At 72.6% G+C, this 21,044-nt stretch carries 21 protein-coding genes; 13 read left to right on the plus strand and 8 right to left on the minus strand.

The window, feature by feature from the left end:
* Positions 1–39: 39 nt before the first annotated feature.
* Entirely contained in the window at positions 40–786 is a 747-nt protein-coding gene (locus ACIRO3_RS31670) for an enoyl-CoA hydratase family protein (protein WP_361777359.1), read from the plus strand.
* On the plus strand, positions 774–1,361 hold the full coding sequence (locus ACIRO3_RS31675; protein ID WP_361777362.1) for a TetR/AcrR family transcriptional regulator: 588 nt from the start codon (positions 774–776) through the stop codon (positions 1,359–1,361). Before ACIRO3_RS31670 ends, ACIRO3_RS31675 begins: the two co-directional genes overlap by 13 nt.
* An 88-nt stretch (positions 1,362–1,449) precedes the next feature.
* On the opposite strand, the gene ACIRO3_RS31680 is transcribed toward ACIRO3_RS31675, so the two are convergent.
* On the minus strand, positions 1,450–2,556 hold the full coding sequence (locus ACIRO3_RS31680) for a citrate synthase 2 (protein WP_361777365.1): 1,107 nt from the start codon (positions 2,554–2,556) through the stop codon (positions 1,450–1,452).
* 239 nt (positions 2,557–2,795) lie between these two features.
* On the opposite strand from ACIRO3_RS31680, the gene pdxH reads away from it, so the two are divergent.
* The 4 genes from pdxH to ACIRO3_RS31700 all read left to right on the plus strand — a co-directional run bounded on the left by pdxH (position 2,796) and on the right by ACIRO3_RS31700 (position 6,641).
* Complete coding sequence (gene pdxH, locus ACIRO3_RS31685) at positions 2,796–3,458, plus strand: pyridoxamine 5'-phosphate oxidase (RefSeq protein WP_234350186.1); 663 nt, start codon at positions 2,796–2,798, stop codon at positions 3,456–3,458.
* A 372-nt stretch (positions 3,459–3,830) separates the two neighbouring features.
* Positions 3,831–4,433, plus strand: a complete 603-nt coding sequence (locus ACIRO3_RS31690) for a PH domain-containing protein (RefSeq protein ID WP_404142541.1) — start codon at positions 3,831–3,833, stop codon at positions 4,431–4,433.
* Between the two features lie 117 nt (positions 4,434–4,550).
* Positions 4,551–5,885, plus strand: a complete 1,335-nt coding sequence (locus ACIRO3_RS31695; RefSeq protein ID WP_361777373.1) for a PAS domain-containing protein — start codon at positions 4,551–4,553, stop codon at positions 5,883–5,885.
* 75 nt (positions 5,886–5,960) lie between these two features.
* Positions 5,961–6,641, plus strand: coding sequence for a M15 family metallopeptidase (locus tag ACIRO3_RS31700; RefSeq protein ID WP_404142543.1), 681 nt, complete (start codon positions 5,961–5,963; stop codon positions 6,639–6,641).
* Positions 6,642–6,698: 57 nt separating this feature from the next.
* Here ACIRO3_RS31700 and ACIRO3_RS31705 read toward each other — a convergent pair whose 3' ends face one another.
* Positions 6,699–7,454 carry an SIS domain-containing protein gene (locus ACIRO3_RS31705; RefSeq protein ID WP_404142546.1) on the minus strand — a complete coding sequence of 252 codons (756 nt, stop codon included), beginning with the start codon at positions 7,452–7,454 and terminating at the stop codon, positions 6,699–6,701.
* Between the two features lie 235 nt (positions 7,455–7,689).
* On the opposite strand from ACIRO3_RS31705, the gene ACIRO3_RS31710 reads away from it, so the two are divergent.
* Positions 7,690–8,382 carry a metal-dependent transcriptional regulator gene (locus ACIRO3_RS31710; protein ID WP_361777381.1) on the plus strand — a complete coding sequence of 231 codons (693 nt, stop codon included), beginning with the start codon at positions 7,690–7,692 and terminating at the stop codon, positions 8,380–8,382.
* 407 nt (positions 8,383–8,789) lie between these two features.
* Positions 8,790–9,689: an alpha/beta fold hydrolase gene (locus ACIRO3_RS31715; protein ID WP_404142549.1), complete on the plus strand. Its 900-nt coding sequence runs from the start codon at positions 8,790–8,792 to the stop codon at positions 9,687–9,689.
* On the opposite strand, the gene ACIRO3_RS31720 is transcribed toward ACIRO3_RS31715, so the two are convergent.
* Complete coding sequence (locus tag ACIRO3_RS31720; RefSeq protein WP_404142552.1) at positions 9,673–9,873, minus strand: DUF397 domain-containing protein; 201 nt, start codon at positions 9,871–9,873, stop codon at positions 9,673–9,675. The two genes, ACIRO3_RS31715 and ACIRO3_RS31720, sit on opposite strands and share 17 nt — an antisense overlap.
* An 11-nt stretch (positions 9,874–9,884) precedes the next feature.
* On the minus strand, positions 9,885–10,730 hold the full coding sequence (locus ACIRO3_RS31725; protein ID WP_404142555.1) for a helix-turn-helix domain-containing protein: 846 nt from the start codon (positions 10,728–10,730) through the stop codon (positions 9,885–9,887).
* A 195-nt stretch (positions 10,731–10,925) separates the two neighbouring features.
* On the opposite strand from ACIRO3_RS31725, the gene ACIRO3_RS31730 reads away from it, so the two are divergent.
* Entirely contained in the window at positions 10,926–11,357 is a 432-nt protein-coding gene (locus ACIRO3_RS31730) for an ATP-binding protein (RefSeq protein WP_404142558.1), read from the plus strand.
* Between the two features lie 98 nt (positions 11,358–11,455).
* Here ACIRO3_RS31730 and ACIRO3_RS31735 read toward each other — a convergent pair whose 3' ends face one another.
* The 3 genes from ACIRO3_RS31735 to ACIRO3_RS31745 form a co-directional block, all read right to left on the minus strand.
* Entirely contained in the window at positions 11,456–13,090 is a 1,635-nt protein-coding gene (locus ACIRO3_RS31735; protein ID WP_404142561.1) for a transporter, read from the minus strand.
* On the minus strand, positions 13,087–13,920 hold the full coding sequence (locus ACIRO3_RS31740) for an ABC transporter ATP-binding protein (protein WP_404142563.1): 834 nt from the start codon (positions 13,918–13,920) through the stop codon (positions 13,087–13,089). The genes ACIRO3_RS31735 and ACIRO3_RS31740 overlap by 4 nt, the downstream gene beginning before the upstream one ends.
* Before the next feature lie 153 nt (positions 13,921–14,073).
* The gene (locus tag ACIRO3_RS31745; RefSeq protein WP_404142566.1) at positions 14,074–14,751 is read right to left on the minus strand and encodes a bifunctional DNA primase/polymerase; all 678 of its coding nucleotides are present in this window, start codon (positions 14,749–14,751) and stop codon (positions 14,074–14,076) included.
* A 215-nt stretch (positions 14,752–14,966) separates the two neighbouring features.
* Here ACIRO3_RS31745 and ACIRO3_RS31750 point away from each other — a divergent pair, with 215 nt between their 5' ends.
* Positions 14,967–16,349 carry a transcriptional regulator gene (locus ACIRO3_RS31750; protein WP_361777403.1) on the plus strand — a complete coding sequence of 461 codons (1,383 nt, stop codon included), beginning with the start codon at positions 14,967–14,969 and terminating at the stop codon, positions 16,347–16,349.
* Positions 16,350–16,475: 126 nt separating this feature from the next.
* Complete coding sequence (locus tag ACIRO3_RS31755; RefSeq protein ID WP_404142568.1) at positions 16,476–18,038, plus strand: hypothetical protein; 1,563 nt, start codon at positions 16,476–16,478, stop codon at positions 18,036–18,038.
* A 21-nt stretch (positions 18,039–18,059) separates the two neighbouring features.
* Here the strand turns inward: ACIRO3_RS31755 and ACIRO3_RS31760 are convergent, their stop codons facing one another.
* Positions 18,060–19,334, minus strand: coding sequence for an ABC transporter substrate-binding protein (locus ACIRO3_RS31760; RefSeq protein WP_404142571.1), 1,275 nt, complete (start codon positions 19,332–19,334; stop codon positions 18,060–18,062).
* A 198-nt stretch (positions 19,335–19,532) separates the two neighbouring features.
* On the opposite strand from ACIRO3_RS31760, the gene ACIRO3_RS31765 reads away from it, so the two are divergent.
* Both ACIRO3_RS31765 and purU read left to right on the plus strand, forming a co-directional pair.
* Positions 19,533–19,979, plus strand: coding sequence for a hypothetical protein (locus ACIRO3_RS31765; protein WP_361777422.1), 447 nt, complete (start codon positions 19,533–19,535; stop codon positions 19,977–19,979).
* Between the two features lie 14 nt (positions 19,980–19,993).
* Positions 19,994–20,866 carry a formyltetrahydrofolate deformylase gene (gene purU, locus ACIRO3_RS31770; protein WP_361777409.1) on the plus strand — a complete coding sequence of 291 codons (873 nt, stop codon included), beginning with the start codon at positions 19,994–19,996 and terminating at the stop codon, positions 20,864–20,866.
* Positions 20,867–21,044: the final 178 nt, after the last annotated feature.

Raw genomic sequence — 21,044 nt, forward strand, 5'->3', positions numbered from 1 at the left:
CGGCGCCAGGACCGGCACGAGCCCCACCGGAGGAACGGCATGACCCCCCTCGTCGGCGCAGCCCACGACCGTGGCATCACCACGCTCACGCTCGACTCCCCGGCCAACCGCAACGCGCTCTCCGCGGACCTCGTCGCCGCTCTGCGCGCGGCCCTCGCCGAGGCGGGCGCCGACCCCGCGACCCGGGCCGTCGTCCTCACCCACACCGGCACCACCTTCTGCGCCGGCGCCGACCTGCGGTCCCCGTGCGACCCGGCGGACTTCGTGGCCCTGCTCACCGAGCTGACCGAGCTGGCCAAGCCGGTCGTCGCCCGCGTCACCGGACACGTCCGGGCGGGCGGCCTGGGCCTGCTCGGCGCCTGCGACATCGCGGCGGCCGGACCGGGCTCCACGTACGCCTTCACCGAGACGCACCTCGGCGTGGTCCCGGCCGTCATCTCGGCGCCGCTGCTGCCGCGCCTGGACCCGCGCGCCGCCTCCCGCTACTTCCTGACCGCCGAGGCGTTCGACGCGGCCGAAGCCGCCCGGATCGGCCTGCTGAGCCTGCACGGCGCGGCCGGCGAGGACGTCGACGAGCTGCTCGCCCCCGTGCTCGCGGGGCTGCGCAAGGCCGGCCCGGAGGCCCTCGCCGCGACCAAGGAACTGGTCACGGCCCCGGTCCGGGCCGCCCTGGCCCGGGACGGGGCGGCGCTCACCGAGCTGTCCGCCCGCCACTTCGGCTCCGCCGAGGCCCGCGAGGGCATCGGAGCCCGCTTCGAACGCCGGGACCCCTCGTGGGCACTGTGACCGGCCCCAAGCAGGCCCGCAGCCGGGTGACCCGCCGCCACCTCCTGGAGGCCGCCGTCTCCTGCCTGGCCGAGCACGGCTGGGCGGGTTCCACCGTCGCGGTCGTCGCCGAGCGCGCCGGCGTCTCGCGGGGCGCGGCCCAGCACCACTTCCCGACCCGCGAGGACCTGTTCACGGCCGCCGTCGAGTACGTGGCCGAGGAGCGTTCCACCGCCGTGCGGACCCTCTTCCAGGCCGGACCGGCGGCCCGGCCCGTGGTGGTCGAGGCCCTGGTGGACATGTACACCGGCACCCTCTTCCGGGCCGCGCTCCAACTGTGGGTCGCCGCCTCCAACGAGGAGCAGCTGCGCCCCCGGGTGAGCGAGCTGGAAGCCCGGGTCGGCCGCGAGACCCACCGCATCGCCGTCGAACTGCTGGGCGCGGACGAGTCGGTACCGGGCGTACGGGAGACCGTGCAGGGGCTCCTGGACATGGCGCGCGGCCTCGGGCTGGCGAACGTGCTGACCGACGACACGGCCCGCCGGGCCCGCGTCGTCGCCCAGTGGGCCCGGATCCTGGATTCCGCGCTCGCCTGAGGCGGCCGCGCGCCGCCACCTCGAACACGAAGGCGCCGCCGCACCCCGTCCCGGGTGCGGCGGCGCCGTCGCGTCGGTCCTCCTCGGATCAGGCCGTCTCGGCCATGTCCGCGTAACCGGCGATCTCGCGCGGGTTGCGCGCGCCCGGACCGGTGTAGCGGGCCGACGGACGCACGAGGCGACCCGTGCGCTTCTGCTCCAGGATGTGCGCCGACCAGCCGGCCGTGCGGGCACAGGAGAACATCGAGGTGAACATGTGCGCCGGCACCTCCGCGAAGTCCAGCATGATCGCGGCCCAGAACTCCACGTTCGTCGCGAGCACCCGGTCGGGACGGCGCGCGTGCAGTTCCTCCAGCGCGGCCTTCTCCAGCGCGGCGGCCACCTCGTAGCGCGGGGCGTCCAGCTCCTTGGCGGTGCGCCGCAGCACACGGGCACGCGGGTCCTCGGCGCGGTAGACGCGGTGCCCGAAGCCCATCAGGCGCTCGCCCTTGTCCAGGGCCTTCTTCACGTACGCCTCGGCGTCGCCGGTGCGCTCGATCTCCTCGATCATGCCGAGGACGCGCGAGGGCGCCCCACCGTGCAGCGGGCCCGACATGGCGCCGACCGCGCCCGACAGCGCCGCCGCGACGTCGGCGCCGGTGGAGGCGATGACGCGCGCGGTGAAGGTGGAGGCGTTCATGCCGTGCTCGGCGGCCGAGGTCCAGTACGCGTCGACGGCCTTGACGTGCCGCGGGTCCGGCTCGCCCCGCCAGCGGATCATGAACCGTTCGACGACGGATCCGGCCTTGTCGATCTCCTTCTGCGGGACCATCGGCAGGCCCTGTCCGCGGGCGGACTGGGCGACGTACGACAGGGCCATCACGGCCGCGCGCGCCAGGTCGTCGCGGGCGGTGCGCTCGTCGATGTCGAGCAGCGGTTTCAGGCCCCACACGGGGGCGAGCATGGCGAGCGCGGACTGCACGTCGACACGGATGTCACCGGAGTGGACCGGGATCGGGAACGGTTCGGCGGCCGGCAGGCCGGGGTTGAACGCACCGTCGACCAGCAGGCCCCAGACGTTCCCGAAGGAGACGTGGCCGACCAGGTCTTCGATGTCCACCCCCCGGTAGCGGAGCGATCCGCCCTCCTTGTCGGGCTCGGCGATCTCCGTCTCGAACGCGACGACCCCTTCGAGCCCGGGTACGAAGTCGGACATCAGGCGGCTCCTCAGATAGTGCGAACACGCGCGGCTCCCGGCGTGATTCGCGGTCCGGCGCGGTCATCCCCGTTGATGCCCGGCACGGTCGTCGGTCACCCTCACGGGGACCCTCGGACCGGCCCCAAGATTTTGTCCGTTCCGCTTGTCGTTCGGAAGCGTGACATACGGCACACCTCCGTCGGGAGGACGCCTCCCGACGGTCGACGGGGGAGCCGGCGGGGGAGTACTGCGGCAGGATGGCCGGCGTGACCGATCAGGACCTTGACCCCGCCGCCATGCGCAAGCAGTACCGCTCGCAGCTCGTCGACGTGGACGGCCTCGCCGACGACCCGATGGCGCAGTTCTCCCTGTGGTTCCAGGAGGCCGCCGACGCGAACCTCTTCGAACCCAACGCGATGGTCGTCTCGACGGCGACCCCCGACGGACGGCCCAGCTCCCGCACGGTGCTGCTGAAGCAGTTCGACGAGCGGGGCTTCGTCTTCTTCACCAACCACGGCTCCCGCAAGGGCCGCGAGCTCGACGCGAACCCGTACGCCTCGCTGCTGTTCCCCTGGCACCCCATCGCCCGCCAGGTGATCGTGACGGGCACGGCCGCGCGCATCGGCCGGGACGAGACGGCCGCCTACTTCCGTTCCCGCCCGCACGGCTCCCAGCTGGGCGCCTGGGCGAGCGAGCAGTCCCGCGTCATCGGCTCCCGCGCCGAGCTGGACCGGCGCTACGCGGAGCTGGCGGAGCGATATCCGGAGGGGGAGCAGGTCCCGGTGCCGCCGGAGTGGGGCGGCCTGCGGGTGGTCCCGGACGCGGTGGAGTTCTGGCAGGGCCACGAGAACCGGCTGCACGACCGGCTGCGCTACGTCCGCGAGGGCGGGAAGTGGCGGGTCGAGCGGCTCTGCCCGTAGCCGCCGGGGCCCGGCGCGAGCGGGCCGAGAACGCAGGCGACCCGCGGGCTCTGGTTCCTCTCCTGCAGTGAGAGGAGCCGGCCGGACGTACCGGCGAGCCCGCGGGTCGGGTGACTGCTTGGGATTGGCGCCTGGCGTTCCCGCCGGGCACCGCACTGGGTGCGTGCGACGACGGGCGCTTTAGCCCGCAGCCACCTCACGCGTCCGGTTTCCGTACATTGCGGGAACCACCTCCCTTCTCGTGTACCGCAGAGCCTACGACCCCTTCCCGGGTCCCTCAACTTATTAATTCGGGCCTCACAACTCCCCTTACTGGGGTGCGAGTTGCTCCTTACACTGGCCGTCCCGCACCGGGAATCGGGGGAGGGTGTCATGAGCGCGCGACCGCTGCCCAGGGACTATCGCGTCCGGTCCGAGCAGATGACGGGCGTCTACATCGCCGTCGGCATCGGCGCGCCGGGCGTCCTGCTGACCGTGCTGAACATGCAGGACACCCCGGCGTGGGTGAAAGCCCTGGTCATCGGCGTGGTGCTGGTCTTCTTCGGCTGGCTGGTCGTGGCCGCGAAACGCTGTTCCACCTCCGCCGACCTCAAGGGGATCCGGGTCCGCCGCTTCACCGGGACCCGCACGCTGGCCTGGGAGGAGGTCCAGGACATCCGCGCCGCCCCGAACCCGAGCGCGCACACCGCGAAGAACCAGCCCACGGTCGTCTCCTACGCCTACGACGACGCCGGCCGCCGCGTCCGGCTGATGTACGTCGACGACAACCACGTCGACGTCGCCCGCGAGGTCGACGCCCTGCGCGCCGCCTGGGAGGAGCTGCGCGGGCCGGACTGGGCGCAGGACCCGCAGGCGCTGCGCCGCATCGCCCGGCACGACGTCCGCGACCGACGCGTACGGAAGACCTACTTCTGGACCGTCATGGTCATCGTGGTGGTCTTCGTGGTCGCGATGGTGTCGCTGGTCGCCGACTGAGCGGCCCGCCTCACAGGTACATACCCGGGTAATTCGGGGAAGCGGGTGTGGGGTGCGTCACGTTCCAGTTGAATGATCCGACGTGCCGCACACGCGAACACCTGCAGGGGGTGCCAGGTGAGTGCTTCCGGACGTGACGAGACCACCGACGATCTGCTCGCAGCGCTGCTCGACGGGATGGACGCCGCGCTCTGCGCGTTCGACTCCGACGGCGTGATCACCCACTGGAACCGCGAGGCCGAACGGATCCTCGGCTGGTCGGCCGCCGAGGCCGTGGGCCGGCGCGGGTTCGCGGGCTGGGCGGTGCGCGCCGCCGACGCGCACGACGTGGAGGACCGGCTCATGTCCGCCCAGGACGCGCCGGGACGGCAGGTGAACGAGTTCGCGCTGCTGACCAAGGACGGCGGCCGGGTCCTCGTCCGCACCCAGTCCGCCGGGGTCCCGGGCGCGGACGGCAAACCCGCCGGCGTCTACTGCGCGTTCAGCGAGGTCCACGCGCAGATCGACCTGGAACGTTCCATCGCCCTCAGCGAGGCCCTGATGGAGGACGCCTCCTGGGGCGTCGTCCTGGTGGACGTGGACCTGCGCCCGGCCGTGGTGAACACCCACGCCGCGCGCGCGTTCGGATCCGGTCGCACCGCGCTCCTCGGCCGGCCGCTCGGCGAACTGCTCACCCAGGGCGTCGAGGAACTGGAGGGCGCCCTTCAGCACGTCCTGGCCGAGGGGGCGCCGCCGTCCCCCGTCGAGCTGTGGGTGTCGGTCCGCACGCCCGAGGGGGTGCGCCGACGCTGCTGGCGCTGCGGGTTCCTGCGGCTGGCCTCGCCGCTCGCGGAGGAGCCCGTGCCGCTCGGGGTGGGCTGGCTGTTCCAGGACGTCACCGAGGCCCGACGGGCCGCGCTGGACACCGGACAGTCGCGGTTCCGCTCCAACCAGCTCTACCGGGCCGGCCGGGCCGCCGCCGAATGCGAGGACCCCGCCGAGGCCGCCGCGATCCGACTGGACTTCGCCCTCGCCGGCTTCGCCGAACACGCCCTGGTCGACGTGCTCGAAGAGCCGGGCGCGGACCCCGGTCGCCGCCGCAGACTCGTCCGGGCTGCGGCATCGGCGTCCGGCCAGACCCTGCTGCTGCCGGGACCCGGTGCGATCCCCCTGCGGTACGCGCCCATGCACCCGGCGCTCCAGGCCCTGGACCGGATCGGCCCGGTACGGACCAGCGCCCCCGGCGGGGAGCCGGTCGACGGTTGGGCCAAGGCGCGCCACTGGCCCGAGGACGCCGCGCACGCGCTGTGCACCGTACTGCGCAGCAGGGGCCGCACCCTGGGCGCGCTGACCTTCCTGCGCGGGGCGTCCCGGGCCGCCTTCGAGCGGGCCGACGCGCTGTACGCGGAGGAGGTCGCGGCCCGGGTGGCCGCGGACCTGGACCTGGCGGGGCGGGCCCGCGACCGGTACTGAGGCACTCCCGGCCCCGGGCCGCCCGCGTCCGCGTGGCGGACGGCGCCGAGCGGAGGGCCCGCCTACCGTGATCCGGTGCGCCACACCTCCACCGTGCCCGTCCCGGCAGCGGTCGCCGTACTGTGCGCCACCGCCCTGTCCTGCACCTCACCGGGGCCGGCGCCCGCCCCGCGGCCGAAGGCCCCGAGCCCGGAACTCGGCGCGCGCGTCACGGCCGTCCCGCCGGGCGCGCTCGGCGTCACCCACCGGGCCGGTTGTCCCGTGCCGGTCGACCGGCTGCGGCTGATCCGGATGAACCACTGGGGCTTCGACGGCAAGGTCCACCGAGGCGAAATGGTCGCCCACGAGCGGGTCGTCCGCCCGCTGCTGCACGTCTTCGACAAGGCCTTCGAGGCCAAGTTCCCGATCCGGCGGATGCGGGTGACGGCCGCGTACGCCGGCGACGACGACGCGTCGATGGCCGCCGACAACACCTCCGCCTTCAACTGTCGCCGGGTCACCGGCGACCCGGGCCGGCTCTCCCGGCACTCCTACGGCGACGCCGTCGACATCAACCCCGTCGAGAACCCGTACGTCGACCGCGACGGCGACGTCCACCCGCCCGCGGCCAGCGCCCACCTCGACCGCGACCACCCCGCCCCGGGCGTGATCCGCGCGGGCGACGTCGTCACCCGCGCCTTCCGGGAGGTCGGCTGGCACTGGGGCGGACGCTGGAGCAACCCGGACTACCAGCACTTCTCCGAGACCGGCGGCTGAGGGCCTGTCTTCGGATCAGGACGGTCAGGGCGGCGTGATCCGGGGCGCGCCGCGCCCTCAGTGCCGGAAGAAGATCCGGTCGCCGTACTCCTGCATGACGCGGCCGTTCCACTCGTGCCCGCCGTCCACGTTGCCCGAGCGCAGCAGCGGGGGTTCGACCCCGCGCGCGGCGAGTTCGCCGGCGGCTGCCGCCATCACGGCCTGCATGATCGCGCTGGTCACGACGGTGGAGGCGGGGGCGAAGGGCGCGTCGATGCCGTCGATGCTCAACTCGGCGTCCCCGACCGCGATCTTGCTGTCCAGGACGATGTCGCAGTGGTCCTTGAGGAAGGTGCCCGAGACGTGCCGCGACTTGGTCTCGGTCGCGTACGCCACCGAGGTCACCCCGATGACCTTCAGCCCGATGGCGCGGGCGTTCATGGCCATCTCCACGGGCAGGGCGTTGCGCCCGGAGAGGGAGATGATCACGAGGACGTCGCCGTCGGAGGCCGGGCTGCTGTCGAGGACCGCGCCGGCGAGGCCGTCCACGCGTTCCAGGGCACTGCCGAGGGTGGCGGGCATGACGTCGATGCCGGCAGTGCCGGGGACGGCGAGGAAGTTCATCAGGGCGAGTCCGCCGGCCCGGTAGACCACGTCCTGGGCGGGCAGCGAGGAGTGCCCGGCCCCGAAGGCGAAGAGGCGCTTCCCGTGGGCGACGGCGTCGGCGATGATCACGCCGGCCTCGGCGATCCGCCCCGCCTCCTCGTCGCGCACCCGCTCCAGCAGGCCGATGGCCGCGTCGAAGAACTGCCCGGCCAACTTGCTCTCGCTCATACGCCGAAGGCCCTTCCAGGGGTGAGGTGCGTCCGTGTTCGCCGCTCACCGTGCGGTCTGGACCAAGGGCGTGTCAATACGAACGTCAATGGAGGGACGAAAGCGCTCCCGAGTGGGGTACGGGACCGCGCCCCGAGATGTCCAGTACGGCCCTTGACGCTCGGGACGGGACGGTTGTCGGCGCGATGCGTCAGAATTGGGGGCAGGGCCAGCGCACGCAATCCGAGGGGCACGAATGTCCGGACTGATCGATACCACGGAGATGTATCTCCGCACCATCCTCGAACTGGAAGAGGAAGGTGTTGTCCCCATGCGCGCCCGTATCGCCGAGCGGCTCGATCAGAGCGGCCCGACGGTGAGCCAGACGGTCGCGAGGATGGAACGCGACGGCCTGGTGGCGGTCGCCAGCGACCGGCACCTGGAGCTGACCGAGGAGGGGCGCCGGCTGGCGACGCGCGTGATGCGCAAGCACCGGCTCGCCGAGTGCCTCCTCGTCGACGTCATCGGCCTGGAGTGGGAGCAGGTGCACGCCGAGGCCTGTCGCTGGGAGCACGTGATGAGCGAGGCGGTGGAGCGGCGGGTGCTGGAACTGCTGCGTCACCCGACCGAGTCGCCGTACGGCAACCCGATCCCGGGGCTGGAGGAACTGGGCGAGAAGGCCGAGGCCGACCCGTTCCTGGAGGACGGCATGGTCAGCCTCGCCGAACTGGACCCGGGCACCGAGGGCAAGACGGTGGTCGTGCGCCGGATCGGCGAGCCGATCCAGACGGACGCCCAGCTGATGTACACGCTGCGGCGCGCCGGCGTGCAGCCCGGCTCCGTGGTCAGCGTGACGGAGTCCCCGGGCGGGGTGCTGGTCGGCAGCGGCGGCGAGGCGGCGGAGCTCGACTCCGAGGTCGCCTCCCACGTCTTCGTGGCGAAGCGCTGATCCGTCGGCGCCGACCTTCGGCGCGAACCCTTGGCGGGACCTCCGAACGGGCGTAGTACTGGTCGGTACGAGGTAGGACAGAGCCATGGGCGTGACCGTGGCCGCGCTCTGACCGCATGACCGCCCGGACGCGACGAGTCTGTGATGACCTTGGACGTGGGCGGTCCCGGCGCCTTGCGGCGCCGGGACCGATCCTCCCCTTGCTGACCTGGAGCCCCGAGCTCTCAAGGTCATCCCCTTCGGACCGTCTTCCCCGAGCGGCCCGCCTCCCTGTTGAAAGGATCTCCATCGGCAGTGGCGGCCAATCCTTGAGCAAGGTCACTCGAAAGAGCGGTGTTGTCGGCGAGAGACCCGTTCTCGAATACGGGTTCGATACTCTGGCCGGGAGCGAAGGGGGTGCATCTGCGGTGGTACAGCGCATCGATGTGACTGGGGCCGACGGCGTACGCCTGGCCGCCTGGGAGTTCCGCGAGCCGGCCCGCGAGCCGGGTGCGGACCCCCACGCGCCCACCGACCGGGAGCGGCCCGGGGTCCTGTTACTCCACGGACTGATGGGCCGCGCCCTGCACTGGGCCGGTACCGCCCGCTGGCTCGCGGAACGCCACCGAGTGATCGCCCTCGACCAGCGCGGCCACGGCCAGAGCGCCGGCCCCGCGGCCGACCCCGGCAACCCGACCCCCTTCGGGCGCGAGGCCTTCGTGGCCGACGCCGAGGCCGTCGTCCAACGGCTCGGCCTCGCCCCCGTGACCCTGATCGGCCACTCCATGGGAGCGCTCACCGCCTGGCAGCTCGCCGCCCGCCGGCCCGACCTGGTGGCGGCCCTGGTCATCTGCGACATGCGCGCCTCGGCGCTGGGGGAGGCCTCGCAGCAGGAGTGGGAGGACTGGTTCCGCCGCTGGCCCCTGCCGTTCCCCACCCAGGACGCCGCCCGCCGCTGGTTCGGCGAGGACGACCCCCGGGTGGAACGCCCCGATCCGGGGCGCGGCGCGTTCTTCGCCGAAGTCATGCAGCAGGCCTCCGACGGCTGGCGCCCGGTCTTCTCCCGCCGCCAGATGCTGACGGCCCGCGAGACGTGGGTCCACGACGCGCACTGGGAGGAACTGGCCCAGGTCCGCTGCCCGACCCTGGTCGTCCGCGGGCTGGACGGCGAACTGGGCCGCGCCGAGGCCCAGGAGATGGTCCGGGTCCTCCCGGAGGGCCAGTACGCGGAGATCCCGGACGCCGGCCACTACCTCCACTACGACCAGCCGGACGCCTGGCGGGCAGTCCTGGAGCCGTTCCTGGCGGGGGTCAAGGCGTCGTCCTGACCTCCGCGACCAGCGCCGTCCACGCGGCGGCGCTGGTCCGCAGGACGCGGTGGCCGGGATCGCCCGGTTCGCCGGGGTCTCCGCGCTCCGCGACGAGGACCCGGCCGTCGGGGGCGACGGCGACGTACACGCAGGCATTGCCCTCGGCGCAGTAGGAGGACCGGTGCCAGGTGTGGTGGGGCATGGCTGTTCCCTTCACAGGTTCCGGGCGACTGTCGCGATCAAGTCGCGTGTGCGTTCCGGGGACATTGAGACCGCTTCGAGTCGATCGAGCAAGGTGCGGTACTTCGCCAACTGTGCCTCCGCGTCCAGGAAGACGACGCCGTGCGACTGGTCGAGCTGGACCGAATCGAGCGCCGGCACCGGCCCGCGAGCGTAGAAGATCGACTGCCCGGAACCCGGGAACGCGCCCGCCGAGAACGGGACGGCCCGGATGCTCACGCCGTCCCGCTCGCTCATGGCCAGCAGGTGCTTCAACTGGGCTCCGGCGATGGTCGGTCCCCCGACGGTGATGCGGAGCGCCGCCTCATGAATGATCGCCTGGTAGGGGGTCGGGCTGTCCTGGAACAGGATCGCCTGCCGCTTCACGCGGAACGAGACGCGATGTTCGATGTCGGGCGGCGGCAGGGCGGGGACGGCCTGTCGGAAGATCTCGCGGGCATGCTCGGCGGTCTGCAACAGTCCCGGGATGTGCACGATGAACGCGTCGCGCAGCTCACGGGCGTGGTGCTCCAATTCGGCCAGGTCCAGCCAGGACGCGGGCACCAGGTCGCGGTAGCCCTCCCACCACCCTCCGCCCCTACGCTCGCCGGTCATGCCGATCAACGCCTCGATGTACGGCTGGTTCTTGCATTCGTAGAGCCCGGCGAGCGCGTGCACCCGCTCGGGGCTCGCGCCGATGCGGCCGGCCTCCAGGTTGCTGATCTGGGTCTGTCGGATGCCCAGTCGCCTGGCGGCTTCGGTCGCGTTCAGACCGGCTTTCTCGCGCAGTTTGCGCAGCTCGCTCCCGAATCGGATCTGGCGGGCCGTCACGGCGCTCAACGCGCCTCCTCGCGGGTCGTGTCACCCACAGGAGTGGCGATGACATGCATTACGTGGAATCCGTGAAACACATGACGGCGGACCGATACTTTGGGCCTCAGGCCGCCGCCCGGAAGTACCCCGCTCGACGGAGCGACCTGGTCACCGGGCACCGCACGTACACGGTCCAACTGTCCTCCCTGATCGGAGACTTCCATGTACACCACCGTAACTCCGTCCTGGGCCTACACCCTCCGACTTCCCCACGATCCGCGGTCCGCCGGCATCGCCCGCAGTACCCTGCGCGCCGTGCTGCGGGGCCACGGGATGGACCGGCTGACCGACACCGCCGAGCTGTTGACCAGCGAGCTGGTTTCCAACGCCTACCGGCACTCCCGCGGCCCCTGCGCGCTCCGGCTCCGCGCGATGGCCCCCGAACGGGTCCGGGTCGGCGTCTGGGACACCAACCCGGCCATCCCGGCGCCCTTCACGGAGGCGCCCGGCCCGCCCGACGCCGACGACACCGACACCGCCGCCGAGGACGGCCGCGGGCTGCTCCTGGTACGGCTCTGCGCGGAGCGCTACGGCGCGTACCGGCTCGACGGCGCGCACCGCGGCAAGCTGCTCTGGGTCGAGTGCGGACCCTAGGCCGACAAGCCCCGGTGCCTCGCCACCCGCCCCGCCTCCCGCACGCCGAAGGCCCCGACGGCGGACCGGGCGGGGCCTTCGAAGTGTGGAGCGGCGCGTCAGCCCTTGCTGACCGCGACGAGGATCTCCGGGAGCTTGCGGGACACCGCGGGGGCGGCGATGCGCAGGCCCGCCCATGTGGCCAGGGTGCCCCAGGCGATGCCCAGCGGCAGCAGGATCCAGGTCAGGGACTGCTGGTCCGTCGCCCCGAGGTAGATCGTCAGGGCGATCATCGGCGCACAGATCACGGCCGAGACCAGCATGCCGACGAAGATCCCCATCCAGGCCAGCCCGGCCTGGCCGGGGACGACGTTCTTGAAGGCGCCGTCCGTCGGGATGGAGTACGCGAAGTGCGCCGAGGCCAGCGAGCCCGTGCACATCATCGAACCCACCAGGGCCAGGCACATGCCCAGACCGGCCGGGAAAGCGGCCCAGTCGTCGAGCAGCGCGGCGGTGACGGCCGTGACCAGCGCCGTGTACGGGACGGTGATCAGGGCCAGCGCGTAGGCGCGGGCCCGGAGTTCGACGAACGCGTCACGCGGCGAGGAGATGGTCTGGGCGACCATCCAGAACGCGGAGGTGTCCTGACCGAACTGGTTGTACATCTGGACGCCGAGCATGCCCGCGCCGAAGCAGGAGAGGTACACGGATCCGGTGCCCTGGAGGGCGTTGAACACCGGCACGATCAGGCCGATGGCCAGCGCCGACGCCCACGACGCCTTCGTCTTCGGGTCGCGGACCGCGTAGCGCAGGCTGCGCTGCATGACCGCGCCCGTGCGGCCCGCCGGGAAGAACGCCCGGACTCCGCCGTCGCCGCGGTCCTTCCGCGGCTTGGCCGCCGCGATCGTGGAGCCGTCCGGGGTCACCATCAGCCCGGTCAGGCTGCGCTCCCAGAACCACAGCAGCGCGGCCAGGGCGACCAGGGTGAGGGCCAGTTGGGCGGCGGCGACCGCGTAGTCGCCGTCGCTCACCGAGTCGACCATGCCGACGGCCGTCGCCGGCGGCAGCCAGCGCACCACGGCCTCGGCCGGCTCCAACTGCGTCAGCCCACCGGCCTGGAACAGCCGCTGGCTCGCGAAGTTCGCCAACTGCGCCCCGATCGCGATCAGCAGGCCGCTGAGCAGGGCCAGGTCGCGGCCCTTGCGGCTGGACAGGAGCCGCACGTTGGCCGTCGCCACCGCGCGGGCCAGCGCGACGCAGACCACGAGCAGCAGCGGGACGGCCACCACGGCGGCCACCACTCCCGCGGCTCCCCGCGCGACCGCGACCACCGAACCGATGGCCAGGCAGAGCGTGAACAGGGGCCCGATGCCCACCAGCGAGGAGGCCAGCAGGGCCCGTACGAGCGGACGCGGGCGCAGCGGCAGCATCACCAGCCGGCTCGGGTCGAGGGTCTCGTCACCGGTCGGGAAGAACAGCGGCATGAAGGCCCAGCCGAGCGCCAGGATCGCGGCGAGCAGCACCACGACGGTGCCGGCGTGCGCGTGTCCGTGCAGCAGGGACAGACCCAGCGTCATGAAGAAGGCGACCACCAGCGCGAAGACGAGGCTGGAGATCCAGACGGCCTTGCGCTTCGAGGAGCCCTTGAGGCCGTTCTTCAGCAGGGACAGCTTCAGCCGCACGAACACCGGGGTCAGGGAGACGGTCGGGGCCGCCGCGGCGGTGGGCGCGGTGACGGAGGCGATGGCGGTCATCGGGCGCCGCCGAGCCAGTCCAGGGAATCGCCGGCGGCACGGTCCTGGGCGCCGACGAGTCCGAGGAAGGCGCTCTGGAGGGACGGCGCGTCGCCCCGTACCTCGGCCAGCGGACCCGCGGCGCGGATCCGGCCCGCGACCATGACGGCCACCCAGTCGCACAGCGACTCGACGAGTTCCATCACGTGGGAGGAGAAGATCACGGTGGCGCCGGAGCCGGTGTAGCGCTCCAAGACCCCGCGGATGGTCTGCGCCGACACCGGGTCCACCCCCTCGAACGGCTCGTCCAGGAAGAGCACTTCGGGGTTGTGCAGCAGCGCGGCCGCCAGACCGATCTTCTTGCGCATGCCCGTCGAGTAGTCCACGACCAGTTTGTGCTGGGAGCCGGCGAGGTCCAGGACCTCCAGCAGCTGCGTCGCCCGCTTGTCGGTCTCCTCGCCGGGCAGCCCGCGCAACCGGCCCATGTAGCCGAGGAGTTCGCGCCCGGAGAGGCGCTCGAACAGGCGCAGCCCCTCGGGCAGGACGCCGATCCGCGACTTCACCTCGACGGGGTCGGCCCAGACGTCGTGCCCGGCGACGAGGACGCGACCCGCGTCGGGACGGAGCAGGCCCGTGATCATCGACAGGGTGGTGGTCTTGCCCGCGCCGTTGGGGCCGACGAGCCCGATGAACCGGCCCGCCGGGATCTCCAGGTCGATGCCCGAGACGGCCACCTGCTCGCCGAACCGCTTCCACAGTCCCTCGATGCGTACGGCGGCGGACGGCGCGGGTCGCGCGCCACCCGTCCCGCCGTCCGTCATGCTCGTCATAGCGTCAGCCTGGTCGGGCATGCGCCTGCCTCTCGTCCGTTCCCCGTGGTCGTACGTTCCTCACCATAGGAGGAGGGGGAGAGGCGCCGGCAGTTACTTATGTCATGGACTTCTCGGCGGATCCGTCCTGCCGGACCGGCCCAACGGCCGGCGCGCCGGACCCGCGGCGGTCCCTCAGACGGTGCGCAGGTCCCGGGCGTGGCTGCCGCACGCGTACGCGAGGGCGTCGATCAGCTCCTCGGTGTCCGGCAGCCACCGGTTGGCGGGCGTGGGCTTGCGGGCCCACTGCACCGAGCCCCGGCCGCCGAAGCGGGTGGGCGGCGCGGCCACGTACTCGCCCTCGCCCCGCGCGGCCAGGTCGATCGCGGCGGGCGACCAGCCCGACTTCCGTACGAGGTCCGGCATCTTCGCGCCGGCGCCCGGCAGGACGAAGAAGAGCATCCGGTGGTCGGGGGTGAGGGCGACCGGCCCGAGGGTGCGCTGCATGCGCTCCAGCCGGGCCAGGGCCAGGAAGCCGGCGGCGTCCGGCACGTCCAGCGCGTCGAAGGTGCGCCCCGTCGGCATCAGGATCGAGGCCAACGGCTGCTTCGCCCAGATCCGCCGGACCTGCACCGCGCTCCCGGTGGCCTGTGCGGCCCAGTCCTTCACCGTCGGGTGGGCGCCGGGCGCCGTGCAGTCCGAGGCCCCGCAGGAGCAGATCTCCCGGCCGTCGGCCGCCTCCAACCAGGTGCCGGCGAAGACATCCCAGTGCCGTTCTTCCGCGTACCGCACGGCATGGTCCAGCAGCTGCTCGCCGCGCTGCTTGGGGATGGGTGCGGTCTCCGTGACTCCGATGGTCTCTTCCACGCCCATCACAACTCTTGCGGTCACCGGGGGTTACGGGCGTAAACCGGCCCGTGGACGGAGCATCGATCCTGCATACGGGGCGCACCGGTGCACGGGCGGGGGCGCGTAGGAGGTCGGGGCGCGGTCCGCGGGTAGCCACGCAACGCAGAGGGGAAGATTCTCCGCACATCAGGCGGGAAGTGATCATTCCTACGCTCTCCCGCGGCTTCAGGGGGTTTTTCATGGCAGCCAGGCCTCTCGTCGCCCGTCAACCGAACGAACGGTTGCAGGCGCTCATCCAGGAAGCCGGGTGCTCCAACGCCGGGCTCGCCCGGCGCGTGAACATGTGCGGGGCCGAGCACGGCCTCGATCTCCGCTACGACAAGACCTCCGTGGCCCGGTGGCTGCGCGGCCAGCAACCGCGCGGCCGGGCGCCCGGCATCATCGCCGAGGCGCTCGGGCGCAAACTCGGCCGGACCGTCACCATCGACGAGATCGGCATGGCCAACGGCAAGAACCTCGCCTCCGGCGTCGGCCTCCAGTTCTCCCCGACCGTGATCGGTGCCATCGAGCAGGTCTGCGAGCTGTGGCGCAGCGACGTGGGCCGGCGCGACTTCCTCTCCGGATCGAGCGTGGCGGCGTCCGCGCTCGTCGAACCCAGCCGCGACTGGCTGATCACCGGCGCCGACCCGCAGGTGGCCCGCAGCGGCGGCTCGCGCGTCGGGATGTCCGACGTGGACGCCGTACGGGCGACCACCGAGGCCCTCAAGGAACTCGACCACCGCTTCGGCAGCGGGCACGTGCGGCCCGTCGTCGTGCACTACCTCAACTCCGTGGTGTCGGGGCTGATCGGCGGCTCCTACCGGGAACCGGTCGGGCGGGCGCTGTTCGCGGAGGTGGCGCGGCTGACGGAACTCGCGGGCTACATGGCGGTGGACACCGGCCAGCCCGGCCTGGCCCAGCGGTACTACATCCAGGCGCTGCGCCTCGCCCAGGCCGCGGGCGACCGCGCGTACGGCGGGTACGTGCTGGCCGCCTCGATGAGCCACCTCGCCGCCGAGCTGGGCAACCCCCGGGAGATCGCGCAGTTGGCGCGGGCCGCCCAGGAGGGCACGCGGGGGCAGGTCACCCCGAGGGTGGAGGCCATGTTCTACGCGGCCGAGGCGCGCGGGCACGCGCTGATGGGCGACACCCGGGCCACGGCGGTGCTGTCCGGGCGGGCGGTGACGGCGCTGGAACGGGCGGAGCCGGAGACGGGCGACGACCCTTCGTGGATCCGGCACTTCGACCAGGCCTATCTGGCGGACGAACTGGCGCACTGCCACCGGGACCTGGGGCAGGCCGACGCGGCGGTCAGGCGGGCGGAGGAGGCGCTGCGGGGCCTTCCGGAGACCAAGGCCCGGCGCCGGGCCATCGGCATGCTGCTGCTGGCCGCGGCGCAGGTGCAGCAGCGGGAGGTGGAACAGGCCTGCCAGACGGCGGCGAAGGCCGCCGACCTCCTGGGGTCGCTGCGGTCGCGGCGCGGGATGGAGTACCTGGAGGACTTCCGGACGAGGCTGGAGCCGTACCGCGACGAGGCGTCGGTGCGGGAGTTCGGGGCCCGGCCGGCGGTGCAACCGGCCTGACGGACCGGCCCCGGGCGGGGCGGGTGACGCGGAAGGTTCGGGTGGGCCTGCCGGCGACGGCGGATGACCGGGTAGCGTGACCCGACGGTTCCGTAGGTTCGGACAAGTCGGAGAAGGAGTCTCCCGGTGACGCAGAACGGACGAGGGGGCGCCCCCCGGTCAGGGGCGCCGTGGGGTCCGGATCCGGCATATCCGGGGCAGCCGGAGTACCGCGAGCAGGACGACTACGCGCTCCAGGACCCGGAGCCGCAACCGGGGCAGGACCCCCGACAGCAGCCCCGGCAGCCCCAACAGCAGCCCGAGCAGCCGTACCAGGACTACCAGGGCTACCAGCAGCCCCAGCAGCCCCAGCAGCCCCAGCAGTATCAGGGGTACCCGCAGGAGCAGCCGTACGGGCAGGAGCCGTATCCGCGGCAGTACGAGCAGCAGCAGCCCGGGCCTGCCTACGGGTATCCGCCGCAGGAGGAGCCGGGGCAGCGGGCCGGGGAGCCCGGCTACGGCTATCCGCCGCCGCTGCACGAGGCCGCGACGCAGTACATGGCGCCGGTTCCCCCCTCCGGCGAGGACGCGACGCAGTACATTCCGCCCGTGCCCGCTTCCGGTGAGGACGCGACGCAGTACATTCCGCCCGTTCCGTCGGGGCCGACCGCGCCCGCGCACGCCGAGGCGGAGACCCGGTTCATCCCGCCCGTGCCCGCTTCGGGCGAGGACGCGACGCAGTACATTCCGCCCGTTCCGTCGGGGCCGACCGCGCCCCCGCACGCCGAGGCGGCGACCCAGTTCATCCCGCCCGTCCCGGCCGGCCCGGCGCCCAACGCCGCCGAGGGCTTCGACGGGCTGTTCCGCGGCGACGACGAGAGCGCCGGGCACACGCAGCACATGCCGCCGATCCAGGAGCCGGTGCTGCGTCGGCAGCCGCCCCGGCCCCGTACGCCGCACGGGCAGGGCCCGGCGGGTCCCGGCCGTCCGATGCCGCCGCAGTACCAGCAGCAGCAACAGCCGCACCCGCCGCAGGCCCAGTACGCGCCGCCCCCGCCGCCGCCGGCCGGTCGCAAGGTGTCGCCGGTGGTGATCGCCGCCGTGATCACGGGCCTCGTGGTGGTCGGCCTCGGCGTCGGCGCGTTGCTGTCGGACGGCAAGGCGCAGAACACGGACCCGGGCGCGGAGCCCGCCGCCCCGACCGGCACTGCGGGAGGGTCGGCCGCGGCCGCCGGGGAGGCGCCGGTCGACCCGGCCCGCCCCCAGGCCGTACAACTCGACAAGCTGCTCGCCGAGAGCAACGACAGCCGGGCCGCCGTGATCAAGGCGGTCGAGGACATCAAGGGCTGCGCCAACCTCGGGCAGGCCGCCGACGACCTGCGCGCCGCGGCCCTCCAGCGCGAGCAGCTGGTCACCAAGCTCCAGGACCTCAAGCTGGACAAGCTGCCGAACCACGTGAAGCTCGCCGCTTCCCTCACCAAGGCCTGGCAGGCATCGGCGGAGGCCGACAACAGCTACGCGGCCTGGGCGGACGACGTGGGCCGCGACAAGGGCAACTGCAAGGACGGCAAGGCCAAGACCACCCCCAACGCCGGCAAGGGCAACGCGTCGAGCGGTGAGGCGACGAAGGCCAAGCAGTCGGCCGCAAGCATGTGGAACTCGATCGCGGGCAAGTACGAGCTCACCAAGCGGGACAAGTCCCAGCTCTGAGCCCGGCCCCCCGCACCGGGATCAGGTCGCCCGGGGGGCCTGCTCCAGCGTCGAGGTCATGTCCAGGGTCTGCTCGCCGGGCTGGGCGACGAGCCGGCCCGACCGGACGATCTGGAAGGTGACCCGGCCGTTCGAGATCCGGGGGAAGCCGGCGACGGCCCGCAGGTCCTGGTAGCGCCAGCTCAGGTCGGGGGTGAGGCCGCCGGTCTCGACGTGCTCGGCCTGGTTGAGGGCGTGGGTGAGCTTGCGCGCGGTGATGTCCTCGCCCGGGTCGAGCCGCCGCACCATCTCGTTCAGCACGGAGTACGCGATCCAGGTGGTCTGCGCGCCGCTGTCGTCGGGGTCGAGGGCGTCCTCGCCGAAGGCCCGCTCGGAGATGACCTTGCGCATGGGCTCCCACAGCGGGTCGGTGGACACCGGGTACCAGCTGGTGAGGTAGGCGCCCTCGAAGGGGCTCTCCTTGCCGCCGGTGCGGTCCACCAGGGACTGACTGACACTGCCGAGCACGGAGGAGATCTGCGCCTTGGCGTGCCGGCCGTCGGAGCGGCGGAAGGCGTCGAAGAAGGTCTCGGTGCGCTCGCCGAGCACGGCCGCCACGCAGCTGCGGTCCTTGCCGGTGGAGACGTTCGCGAGCGCCTCGCGGGCCTGCGGGGCGAAGTCGGCGGAGTCCTCGGCGGCCCGGATGTCGACGGCCGCGGGCACGTTGTTGGCCTTGAGCCCGGCGTTGAGCAGCACCGGTAGGACGTCGCCGGCGAGGGTGTCGGGACGCACCAGGGACACCTTGGAGCAGGCGCGGCCCAGTTGGTGGCCGGCGCCGGCGAGCAGGACGGGCTGCCCGCCGTTGACGGGGTAGGACAGGGGGCTCTGGAACTCCTCCGAGGAGACCCCGTAGCCGCCGATGAAGGGAATGCCCTCGGCTTCCAAGGGGGCCATGTAGGCGCGGCCGTGCTGACTGTACGAGCCGACGACCGCGACGGCCTTCTCGGCGACGGCCTCGCGCGCGCAGTCGGCGGCGCCGGTGGGGGTGTTCTTCTCGTTGCAGGTCAGGACGCGCAGTTTGTGGCCGTTGATGCCGCCCTTGGCGTTCACCCAGCGCTCGTACGCCTTGGCCATGCCCGGCATGCCCGGCATGTTGGTCGCCTTGGTGCCCATCGGGGCGAACGTCATGACCGTGAGGGTGCCCCCGGATTCGCCCGGGTCCCCGGGGAGCGTCCCGCACCCCGCGACGAGACACGCGCCCATCGCCGTGGCCAGGAAGGTGCGGGTCAGGGTCGCCGTGCGTCGCCAATTGGTCATGTCCACGCACCATTCCGCCCCACGGGGAACTGGAGAGTGAGGTGTACACAACATTCGGTGACGCCCGGGTGAATTGCCGGGGGGCTCCCGCGCCCCCGGGCGCCTCAAGATCGCAGGTGGGGGGAACGTACGATCGAAAGCGTGACATTCGCCCAAGGTTCGAAGAACTCTTCCCGCCGCGGCGGCCGCTCCTCCACCATGGGCGGCATGCCCCTCAACGACATGCCGTGGTGGCGCTGGCGCGCCAATGTGCGCTCGGCGCTGCACATGCTCTCCGACCCGGCCTTCCAGGAGGAGGTCTGGTCGACCGGCGTCGACGGGTACGGCGACGTCACCGACGCCGTGTACCGGCTCGTCGAGGACACCTGGCTCGACAGCTGGTCCGCCGAGAAGTACGTCGGCACGATCTTCCGCGACTCCGCCGAGGCGGCCGTCGTGGACCTCGCGGTACTGCGCGTGCTGCGGATCCTGCACCAGGTCGGACCGGACGCGCCGGTGTCGGCGTACCTGGAACACCACGCCTGGCCCGAGGCCGTGCGCGCTGCGCGCGAGGCCCACGTACGGCTCGCCGCGGCGGACGCGGACGACCCCGACGTGCCTCCGACGTCGCTCGACGTGCTGAGGATCCTCACCCGCGCGGTGTGAAAGGCTGTGGGGTCATGAGCGCAGACCCGCAGCAGCAGCCCCAGCAGTACGTCCTGACCCTGTCCTGCCCGGACAAGCAGGGCATCGTGCACGCCGTGTCCAGCTACCTCTTCATGACCGGGTGCAACATCGAGGACAGCCGGCAGTTCGGCGACCGTGACACCGGTCTCTTTTTCATGCGGGTGCACTTCACTGCGGACTCGCCGGTCACGGTGGAGAAGCTGCGGGCCAGTTTCACCGCGATCGGCGACTCCTTCCGGATGGACTGGCAGATCCACCGCTCCGACGAGCGCATGCGGATCGTCCTGATGGTGTCGAAGTTCGGCCACTGCCTCAACGACCTGCTCTTCCGGTCCAGCATCGGGGCGCTGCCGGTCGAGATCGCGGCCGTCGTGTCGAACCACACCGACTTCGCCGAGCTGGTCGGCTCGTACAACGTGCCGTTCGTGCACATCCCGGTGACGAAGGACACGAAGGCGGCCGCCGAGGCGGAACTGCTGGAGCTGGTGCGTGCCGAGCGCGTCGACCTCGTCGTCCTCGCGCGGTACATGCAGGTGCTGTCGGACACCCTGTGCAAGGAACTGAGCGGGCGGATCATCAACATCCACCACTCGTTCCTGCCGAGCTTCAAGGGCGCCAAGCCGTACCACCAGGCGCACGCCCGGGGCGTGAAGCTGATCGGCGCGACCGCGCACTACGTGACGGCCGACCTCGACGAGGGGCCGATCATCGAGCAGGAGGTCGAGCGGGTCGGCCACGAGGTCACGCCCGACCAGCTGGTGGCCATCGGACGGGACGTGGAGTGCCAGGCGCTGGCCCGGGCCGTGAAGTGGCACAGCGAGCACCGCGTCCTCCTGAACGGCACCCGCACGGTCGTCTTCGCCTGACCCCTACCGGGGGTTTCCCCGGGCCGTCCCGCCTTGCCGGGCCAATCCAGCCCCGTCGGCGTTTGAGGCGCGGGGTCTGGGGCGGAGCCCCAGGGAACCCCGGCTCCGCCGGGCAGGGGGGGGCCGCCCCCCCCCCCCCGCCCCGGCCGCCGCGGGGGGGGGGGGGGCCCCGCCCCGC

The organism is Streptomyces sp. NPDC102278, assembly GCF_044766345.1.
Taxonomy (GTDB): domain Bacteria; phylum Actinomycetota; class Actinomycetes; order Streptomycetales; family Streptomycetaceae; genus Streptomyces.

Excerpts from the sequence above, each read along its gene's own strand:
- ACIRO3_RS31740 (WP_404142563.1), bottom strand. The coding sequence starts at position 13,920 with ATGCCCGACCAGGCTGACGCTATGACGAGCATGACGGACGGCGGGACG.
- purU (WP_361777409.1), top strand. The coding sequence starts at position 19,994 with ATGAGCGCAGACCCGCAGCAGCAGCCCCAGCAGTACGTCCTGACCCTG.
- pdxH (WP_234350186.1), top strand. The coding sequence starts at position 2,796 with ATGGCCGGCGTGACCGATCAGGACCTTGACCCCGCCGCCATGCGCAAG.
- ACIRO3_RS31730 (WP_404142558.1), top strand. The coding sequence starts at position 10,926 with ATGTACACCACCGTAACTCCGTCCTGGGCCTACACCCTCCGACTTCCC.
- ACIRO3_RS31720 (WP_404142552.1), bottom strand. The coding sequence starts at position 9,873 with ATGCCCCACCACACCTGGCACCGGTCCTCCTACTGCGCCGAGGGCAAT.
- ACIRO3_RS31735 (WP_404142561.1), bottom strand. The coding sequence starts at position 13,090 with ATGACCGCCATCGCCTCCGTCACCGCGCCCACCGCCGCGGCGGCCCCG.
- ACIRO3_RS31745 (WP_404142566.1), bottom strand. The coding sequence starts at position 14,751 with ATGGGCGTGGAAGAGACCATCGGAGTCACGGAGACCGCACCCATCCCC.
- ACIRO3_RS31760 (WP_404142571.1), bottom strand. The coding sequence starts at position 19,334 with ATGACCAATTGGCGACGCACGGCGACCCTGACCCGCACCTTCCTGGCC.
- ACIRO3_RS31690 (WP_404142541.1), top strand. The coding sequence starts at position 3,831 with ATGAGCGCGCGACCGCTGCCCAGGGACTATCGCGTCCGGTCCGAGCAG.
- ACIRO3_RS31670 (WP_361777359.1), top strand. The coding sequence starts at position 40 with ATGACCCCCCTCGTCGGCGCAGCCCACGACCGTGGCATCACCACGCTC.
- ACIRO3_RS31750 (WP_361777403.1), top strand. The coding sequence starts at position 14,967 with ATGGCAGCCAGGCCTCTCGTCGCCCGTCAACCGAACGAACGGTTGCAG.
- ACIRO3_RS31705 (WP_404142546.1), bottom strand. The coding sequence starts at position 7,454 with ATGAGCGAGAGCAAGTTGGCCGGGCAGTTCTTCGACGCGGCCATCGGC.
- ACIRO3_RS31765 (WP_361777422.1), top strand. The coding sequence starts at position 19,533 with ATGGGCGGCATGCCCCTCAACGACATGCCGTGGTGGCGCTGGCGCGCC.
- ACIRO3_RS31680 (WP_361777365.1), bottom strand. The coding sequence starts at position 2,556 with ATGTCCGACTTCGTACCCGGGCTCGAAGGGGTCGTCGCGTTCGAGACG.
- ACIRO3_RS31710 (WP_361777381.1), top strand. The coding sequence starts at position 7,690 with ATGTCCGGACTGATCGATACCACGGAGATGTATCTCCGCACCATCCTC.